Here is an 8386-nt window from a genome sequence, read left to right as displayed (position 1 = left end):
GCGGGGGACCGGGCGGCCGAGCCGGTGCCCGAGCTGCATCCACTCGTTGTCGTGGCTCGTGACGGGCTCGGCACGGTGCCTCCGTTCGCCTTGGGGGCCGGCGCGGCGACGTCGCCGACGAGTCCGTTCGCCCGGGCCGCCCACCAGGGCGAGCGGCTGATCGCCGCACTGGCAGCGGGCGAGTGGGATCCGCCGGCCGACGCCGAGCGGTGGATCCGCCAGGTGGGGGCCCACACGATGGCTGTCGTACCCGTGGTACGGGTCGGCCACGTCGTCGCCGTACTGAGTGTGACTGCCGTTGCGGATCGACCTCCGTTCACCGAAGCGGATCTGCTCTTGCTGACCGAACTCGCCGCCCGGGTGGGGGTCGTCCTGGACCGGATCGATCGGGGGGCGGCCGAGCGCAGCAATGCGCTGGCACTGCGTGAGGCGTTGCGCGGTTCTCCGCCCGCCGTCCCGTCCGGGCTCGAGGTGGCCACCCGTTACCTGCCCGGCGACGCCGGTGGCGACTGGTTCGACGTGATTGACCTGGGAGCCGGGCGAGTCGCCCTGATGATTGGCGACGTGATGGGTCGAGGGATCCGGGCGACCGCGGTGATGGCGCAGCTGCGCGCGGCGGCCCGCACCTGCGCCTGTCTCGATCTTCCCCCGGCCGAGGTGTTGACGCTGCTGGACGGCATCGTCGCGGACCTGCCCGGGGAGGAGATCGCCACCTGCATCTACGCGGTCGTCGAGATCGACAGCGGGGTGCTGACGCTGGCGAGTGCCGGGCACCCGCCGCCCCTGGTCGTCGCGCCGGACGGGCTGGTCTCCAGGCTCTACATGGCGGTGGGGTCTCCACTCGGGGTGGCCCGGTCGGACGTGACCGAGTACACGGTGCGACTGGGACAGGGATATCTGATCGCCCTGTTCACCGACGGGCTCGTCCGGGGACGTGCGCGCGACCTCGACGCCGGAGTCTCGCAGCTCGCGGCCGCGCTCGCCCGCACCAGCGACAGGTTCACCGCGAATCTGGACGACCTGGTCACCGCGGCGTGTGCCGGTCTCGGTCCCGCCGTCGCCCCCGGCCCGGTGGGTTCCGGGACGGTGGGTTCCGGGACGGCCGACGGGACGGCCGGGGGGACGATCGACGCGGCGGCGGCCGACGACGTCGCGCTTCTGTTCGCCCGGTTGCCCGGTGAACTGACGGCCGCGGCGGCCCTCCTGGACGCGACCTTCGACGGTGCGGCGAGCCTGCGCGCCGTGCGGGCCCAGGCCAGGCTCGCGCTGGAGAACGCGACGCTGGCCTCGGAGGTCGTCGACACCATCATCCTGGTGCTGTCGGAGTTGGCGAGCAACGCGGTGCGGCATGGTCGCCCACCACTGTCGGTGCGGCTGCGCCTGCTGGGCGACCGGGCCGTCGTGGAGGTCGCCGACGGTGGCGGCCGGGTGCTGCGGCGGCGCCATACCGCGGCCGAGGATGAGGCCGGCCGCGGGCTCCACCTGGTCTCCCGGCTCGCCGTTCGGCACGGCGTCCGTCCGGTCGCCGACGGGAAGGCAGTGTGGGCCGAGATCGACCTGACCGGGACGACCCCGCCCGAACCGGACTGACGCCAGGGCCATGGAGGGACAATTGCGTGGTTTGTTAGATATGTCTGATTTACCCCAGTCCGGCAGGTGAAATCCATCCGGACGGCCGGGGCGGGGTTGACCGGGTGGCGGGCTGACCGGGTGGCGGGCTGATACGGGTGGACCGGCCGTCCCGGCGGCATCGGGAAGTCTGGTGTCGCGTAACGTGAGCTGCATGCCGGACGCGGTGCTGCGCCTCGACAATGTCAATGTCGTGCGAGATGGGTCATACCTGCTCAGGAACGTGTCGTGGGCGGTGTTCCCCGGCCATCGCTGGGTGGTCCTCGGTCCCAACGGCGCCGGGAAGACGACCCTGCTGCAGGTGGCCTCGGGCCGGCTGTTTCCCACCAGGGGCACGGTCGACCTGCTCGGCGCCCGTCTCGGCAAGGTCAACCTTCTCGATCTACGATACCGGGTGGGTGTCGTCAGTCCGGCGCTGGTGGAGACGCCACCCGCCGACGAGCGGGTACTCGACGCGGTGGTGACCGCCGGCTGGTCCGTGCTGGGCCGCGCCGACGAGGAGTACGACGAGGTCGATCTCACCCGCGCGGCCGGCCTGCTGACCCAGTTCGGGTGCCGTGGACTGGCCGACCGGCGGTTCGGAACCCTCTCCGAGGGAGAGCGCAAGCGTGTGCTCATCGCCCGGGCCCTCATGACCGACCCGGAACTCCTCCTGCTCGACGAGCCCGCCTCCGGGCTCGATCTGGGTGCGCGGGAGGCGTTGATGCGGCGGCTCACCCGCTTCGCGGCCGACCCCACCGCTCCTGCCCTCGTCCTCGTCAGCCACCACGTGGAGGAGATCCCGGTCGGGGTGACCCACGCGTTGCTGGTGCGCGGCGGCCAGGTGCTTGCGGCCGGTCCGGTCGCGCAGGTACTCACCGCGGAGGCGTTGTCCTCCTGCTTCGGGATTCCGTTGGATGTCGGCCTGGCGGCCGGTCGCTACACCGCCCGGCTTGCCGCCGGACCGCTTCCCCGGCATCCGGTGTCCGCCTCGGTCTGAGTCTGTGCCGCGGGTCTGAGTCTGTGCCGCGGGGTGTTTGTCCGTTCATGGGCCGATCGGCCGCGACCGGAGTCGGTCGATGGCCGGGTGAGCACGATCGGCGGGGTGCGGTGATTTTCCCGGCGTGATCCAGTCCCGAGTCACCGTCCGGTCCCGGCGTTGCGCGTACGGCCCGGTGGGCCATCCATCCTCGTCAAGCGGCCTCAGCCCGTCGTAGCGCGCCTTTTCCGGTATCGCCGGTGTGTTTCTTTCGTGGCGGCCATCGTGCTCCCTCTCCGGGCTCGTCCGTTCGTGGGCCGGCCGGCGCCCCGGACGCCGACCGCCGGTCGTCCCGGGAGCCGTCGCTGATCGGCCGTCGTTCATCGTTCGTCGAGCAGGTCCCACAACCATCCCGACCGTCGCACACCCGCGCCGAGCGACCTCAGCCGGACGGCAAGTTGCCGATCCGAGGTGATGACGACCACGGGCGCGACCGCGTCGCGCGCCGCCGCCACGATGGCGTCGTCGCCGTGCCCGGGGGCGTGCACGACGACGATGGTCGGTGCCGCGCGGTCCGCCCTCGTTGGAACGTGGCGGCCCTTCTCGGGCGCGACTCCCGCGGGCCCGACCTTTTCGGGTGTGATCTTTCCGGGCCGTACGGTTCCCTCGGGAACTCCGGCTCGCGCCGCACCCTCGAGAACGACCACGATCCGCTCAGGCCATTCCGGCCTCGATGATGGCCGCGGGTGCGTGCCGGGACGGGTGATCCGCGCCGAAATAGCATCGACCAGCCGTCCGGCCGCTCCTGGGCGGTCCCGCCACCACCCGTCGGGCCGGGAGCCAATCACGTTGGCACCGTCTACCACCCACGTGCGCGGGTACTCGTCCGTGGGTCGGCCCATAGCAGCGGCGCCGGAATCAGGGGTACTCATCCGGCGCGGCGATCCCCTTTGGCATTCGTACCGGTCGGTTCCGCTCGCGGCACCACCACCCCAAAGGCGCCGACGGCTGTTGCCCGCCGTTCGCCGGGCAATCGTCCACGGGAGTCGGTAGACGAACACGATCGGTGTCCCAAGGTCGGAGGACATGGACGCCGCCCGGTCCACGCCTGCCCAACTGTCCGCTTGCGGCCGGCCTTTCGACTGGGAAGGTGTGATTCGCAGAACATGATCATCCCTCTATCATGTGGAGCTTGCTCCCTGTCTTTGGGTTCCGCACTCCGACTGCCAGGGCGGCGTGCGTTGAGCGATGACTTCGTCTTCGGCGACCCAAGCTTGCGAGTCCGGCGAACCAGGCGTGACAGTTCCCCGCGTTCTCGTGGTAATAATAGACGCGTGAGTTCTGCGGTCCGCTGACCTGAAGGAGAGTGGCATGGCCCAGAAGACCATCGTCTCGTTGATTGACGATCTCAGTGGAGAAGAGGCTGACGAGACCGTCCGGTTCGGACTCGACGGTGCGCAGTATGAGATCGACCTGTCGGAGAAGAACGCCACGAAGTTGCGTGAGTCGTTGGCTCCGTTCGTCACCGCGGCTCGCCGTTCTGGCGGTCGGGCGGCGGGTGGCCGGCGTGGTGTGCGTGCCGCTTCGCGCCGTACCGGCGGAACCACCGACATTCGCGAGTGGGCGCGCAGCAACGGTTACACGGTGAGTGACCGGGGGCGTATCGCTTCCAACATCGTCGAGGCGTACGACAAGGCCCACTGATCCTGGTCTTGACTGCTTTTCCGGGGCAGGGACCGGGGCAGTGGAACCCCTTGTAGCGGTAGTGCCCGTGGTATTGGACGACGGGCCGCGCGATCCGGCGGACCGAAGATCGTGTGATCAGGTTTTGCATGGTCAGGTTCCTGCCACACCGGCCCGGCCGGTGTGGCAGGAACTATTGGCGTCGCCGCCAACGCAGTCTGTCGCCAGATCTGTTCGTTCCGTCAGTTCGGCAGCTGCCGGGCCATCCAGTTTTCGACGTCTTCTGCGGTTCGCGGAAGTGCGGCGGACATGTTCCGCCTTCCATCCCTGGTGACCAGGATGTCGTCTTCTATCCGGACGCCGATGCCCCGCAGCTCCGGCGGAACCGTCAGGTCGTCCGGCTGGAAGTACAGGCCCGGTTCGACCGTCAATACCATGCCCGGTTCCAGCGCCGCGTCGCGATAGGTCTGGTCGCGCGCCTGCGCGCAGTCGTGCACGTCCAACCCGAGCATGTGCGACGTGGAGTGCAGGGTATAGCGGCGATGGACGCCCCCTCCCGGGGAGCGTGGGTCCTCGGTCAGCGACTCCTGCGCACTGACCGGCAGGAGCCCCCAGTCGTCGAGCGCCGTGGCGATGACCTGCATGGCGGCCCGGTGCGGATCCAGGAAGGACGCTCCCGGCCGGACCGCGTCGATCCCGGCCTGCTGGGCGCGAAGAACCACGTCATAGACCTGGCGCTGCAGCTCGGTGAACCGTCCGTTGATCGGGAGCGTGCGGGTGACGTCGGCCGTGTAGAGGGACCGTCCCTCGACCCCCATGTCGAGCAGGGCGAGATCACCGGCGCGTACCGGCCCGTCGTCGCGGACCCAGTGCAGCGTCGTGGCGTGGTGGCCACAGGCGACGATGGAACCGTATCCCACATCGTTGCCGTCCACCCGGGCCCGCCGCCAGAACGTCCCCTCCAACCATCGTTCTCCGTTGGGCAGGTCCATCGCCCGACCGATTTCTCCCACGCACTCGGTGAAGCCGCGCACGGTCGCGGCGATCGCTTCGTCCAATCGGGCGATCTCGAAGTCGTCCTTGAGCAGCCGCAGCTCGGAAAGGGCCTGTGCGAGGGCCAGATCGCGGTCGGTTCCTGGTCCACCCCGGCCGGGCCAACGCAGCACCGAACCGTCCACGACCGGATCGACTCCGCGTAGTACCCGGGTGTTTCCCGGTGCCAACCGCGCGAGCGCGTCCGCGAGCTCCGTGAGCGGCCGGCATTCGATCTCCAGCTGTGCCGCGGTCTCCCGAACCCCCGGTCTGGGACCGACCCACAGTTCCCCGTATCGCCGGTCGGTGTAGAAGGCGGAGCTCGACCGGTCGGACCGCCCGGCGACATAGAGCACCGCATCATGCTCACCGGCCGCGTTGGGTAGCAGAACCAACACGGCATCCGGTTCATGGCAGCCGGTCAGCCAGAAGAAGTCGCTTCCGGGACGGAACGGAAAATCTGTGTCGTTTGCCCGTACCCGCAGACCGCCGCTCGGCACCACAAGCGCGTCCGCCGGGAACCGCGAACCCAACAAGGCGCGACGTTTCGCGGTGTAGGGTGCGCAGTCATCGCGGGATGGCACAGCGTCATCAATCGGCGCCCACCCGGTCGACATAAACCGCCGGAACGCCGCGTGTGGTTCCTCGTCGTGGTTGGCCTGCCCGGGTGCGCGCACGGAATCATCCGATGCCGGAGGTTCACCGGCCCCGGTGGGGACAACGCCCGGCTCGTCGGCCGTGATGAGGTTCGGATCACGCCCGGCCGGCGCGCTCTCGGGCACCCCCGGGCCGGTCGGTGGAGGTGAGCTTTGGTGGGACTGGGCACTCATAACGTTAACGGTAGGCCCCGTTGTGGACGGCGGGTAGCGCGGGAGGCGTACCGCCATGCCCCGCGTGCCGGCCGGACTTCCCGTCGTTGGTCCGCCGGGCATTTGGTGCATCGCACCGCCGCGATGATGCCGGGCCGATGTGGGCGGTCGCGTCGCGACATGGGTCCGGGCGCCGCTACCCACTTCGCCGCCTTCGGACCCTTCCACGAAGACTGTTCCTCCCACTTCGGGTGAGTTAACGAGGGCACGCAATCGGTTGTGGGAGATCTGAGGGATCCGGTCGGTTGTGACCTTCCGTCGTGGACCGTTAACTCATCTTCCGGTCGGTGGGGAAGGCGGGTCCACGTTGCACGGACCAGGTCGGTCCGGGTGCGGACGTCCTCGGCGTGCCGTAATGCCGGTCCGATAGCCACCGGCATCGTGCGGTTCGGGCACTGCACTCGGTTCGGGTACTGCACTGCGTGTCGCGAACACCACCGGAGACCGGCATTATTGTCGCGCATCCCGATATCGGTGGTTGTCGTCGGGATCGCAGGATCGGGATCGGGCCCGCGACCGGTCTTGATGCTCGGCGCCACCCGGGGGTCTGCCACCGCTCGGCTCGGCGGGGACGGTCCGGGCGGCGGCGTCGGAGTCCGTACGGTCCGTGGGCCGGCCGGGGGCCTGCGGGGTCGCACATCGACAACCCGTTGGGAATGCCATGACGCCCGTCACCCGTCACCATCGAAAAGACTGTCCGGGAGGGTTCCGGTCCGTCCGCGCCCACGTCGTGCCAAGGTGGTCCGGCGGGTTCGCGCCGGTGGTGGACGGTCCCGGCCTCGGGCGGCGCCATTGGCGCGGATGATCTCATCCCGGTGGATGGGGGAGGAGGACGCGGCCATGACCTGGCCTCCGGATCGTCCGGAACGGTACGGGACGGCGGGACGGCGGGACGGCGAGCGGCGTGGCCGGTCCGTCCGTGACCCGCGGGACCCGCGCCGGGCCCCCGAGGAGGACTGGCCCGTCGGGCAGCGGCCGCGCCGGGAGCACCGGCCCGCTCCGCGGGGCCACGATGACGAGCCGCGCGTACCTCCGGGCGCCTACCCCGATCCCTACGGCCGGTACCCCGTCGATCATCCGGCGGCCGAGCCCCGGTACGACCGGCCGGCCCCGGAGGGTCCCGCGGAACCCGGGCAGAGCGGCTTATGGCGCGGTCTCACCGCCGTGGCCGCAGTGTTGGCGACCCTCGTCCTCATCCTGGCGACCGGTGGCTGGGCTGTGCTGAAGCACTACGACGGCAGGGTGCGCCACATCCCGCTGACCTTCTCCGCCAGCGCGGACCGGCCGGCGTCCGCATCGGGTGGAACGCAGAACATCCTGCTCGTGGGGTCGGACACCCGGACGGGGACCAGCGGCGAGTTCGGCCAGGTCGAGGGGCAGCGGTCGGACACGACCATCCTCGCCCACCTCGACGGCGACGGTTCGACGACCCTCATCTCCTTCCCCCGGGATCTGTGGGTGCGGATCCCCGCGTACACCGACGCGGCGGGCACGCAGCATGCGGCGCAGCGGTCCAAGCTGAACGCAGCTTTCTCCTACGGCGGGCCGTCCCTGCTTGTGGCCACGATCGAGAACCTCACCGGGATCCGGGTCGACCACTACGTCCAGATCGACTTCATCGGCTTCCAGGGGATGACGGACGCCCTTGGCGGGGTCACCGTCTGCATCAAGGAGCTTCCCCCCGAGCTGAAGGCACGGGGCTTCGACAACCTGCACGACCATTACTCCGGGTTTTCCGGTCAGGTCGGCGAGAACACGCTGAACGGGGCGCAGGCCCTCTCCTTCGTCCGGCAGCGGTATGGCCTGCCCGAGAGCGACATCGACCGCATCCGCCGCCAGCAGCAGTTCCTCGGTGCCGTCTTCCAGCGGATCGCGTCGACGGACACCTTGCTCAACCCGGCGAAGCTGCTCGGGGTGGTCGACTCCGCCACCTCGGCGCTGACGCTCGACGAGGCCACCTCTCTCGCCGACCTCCGGCTTCTCGCGGTGCGGATGCAGTCGATCGGATCGGGCGGCGTCGCGTTCACGACGGTGCCGGCGGCAGCTGGTACTCGCGGGGGGCAGAGCGTCCTCGTTCCTGAGCCAGCCCAGCTGGGCGCCTTCCTCAAGCCCTTCGGCGGTCGTGTCGCCGACGGGAGCTCCACCGGCGCACTCCCGGCTGGCGCGGGGGGTGGCTCCTTCGCTGCGGTACCGGTGCCCGCTGCGGTACCGGTGG

Annotated in this window: 6 protein-coding genes; 4 read left to right on the top strand and 2 right to left on the bottom strand. The window is 70.0% G+C overall.

The genetic code is table 11. The annotated features are described in order from the left end of the window. Both ACY5KJ_RS05690 and ACY5KJ_RS05685 read left to right on the top strand, forming a co-directional pair. Positions 1-1590 (top strand): ATP-binding SpoIIE family protein phosphatase (locus tag ACY5KJ_RS05690; protein ID WP_462202926.1); only part of this gene is annotated, 1590 nt, incomplete at its 5' end. Positions 1591-1783: 193 nt separating this feature from the next. Then, the gene (locus ACY5KJ_RS05685; RefSeq protein ID WP_462187380.1) at positions 1784-2608 is read left to right on the top strand and encodes an ABC transporter ATP-binding protein; all 825 of its coding nucleotides are present in this window, start codon (positions 1784-1786) and stop codon (positions 2606-2608) included. A 359-nt stretch (positions 2609-2967) separates the two neighbouring features. On the opposite strand, the gene ACY5KJ_RS05680 is transcribed toward ACY5KJ_RS05685, so the two are convergent. Further along, positions 2968-3294 (bottom strand): hypothetical protein, encoded by a 327-nt coding sequence (locus ACY5KJ_RS05680; RefSeq protein WP_462187376.1) that lies wholly within the window; start codon positions 3292-3294, stop codon positions 2968-2970. Between the two features lie 664 nt (positions 3295-3958). Between ACY5KJ_RS05680 and ACY5KJ_RS05675 the strand changes: the two genes are divergently transcribed. Further along, positions 3959-4291, top strand: coding sequence for a histone-like nucleoid-structuring protein Lsr2 (locus ACY5KJ_RS05675; protein ID WP_462187377.1), 333 nt, complete (start codon positions 3959-3961; stop codon positions 4289-4291). Positions 4292-4512: 221 nt separating this feature from the next. On the opposite strand, the gene ACY5KJ_RS05670 is transcribed toward ACY5KJ_RS05675, so the two are convergent. Further along, complete coding sequence (locus tag ACY5KJ_RS05670) at positions 4513-5919, bottom strand: aminopeptidase P family protein (RefSeq protein WP_462187381.1); 1407 nt, start codon at positions 5917-5919, stop codon at positions 4513-4515. A 1092-nt stretch (positions 5920-7011) separates the two neighbouring features. Here ACY5KJ_RS05670 and ACY5KJ_RS05665 point away from each other — a divergent pair. Beyond that, on the top strand, positions 7012-8386 hold a 1375-nt coding region (locus tag ACY5KJ_RS05665; RefSeq protein WP_462202925.1), incomplete at its 3' end, for an LCP family protein.

This window comes from Frankia sp. CcWB3 (assembly GCF_977927595.1).
Note: the sequence above shows the minus strand (reverse complement) of the source record. Positions and strands in the feature narration are given on the sequence as shown.

Excerpts from the sequence above, each read along its gene's own strand:
- ACY5KJ_RS05675 (WP_462187377.1), top strand. The coding sequence starts at position 3,959 with ATGGCCCAGAAGACCATCGTCTCGTTGATTGACGATCTCAGTGGAGAA.
- ACY5KJ_RS05685 (WP_462187380.1), top strand. The coding sequence starts at position 1,784 with ATGCCGGACGCGGTGCTGCGCCTCGACAATGTCAATGTCGTGCGAGAT.
- ACY5KJ_RS05670 (WP_462187381.1), bottom strand. The coding sequence starts at position 5,919 with ATGTCGACCGGGTGGGCGCCGATTGATGACGCTGTGCCATCCCGCGAT.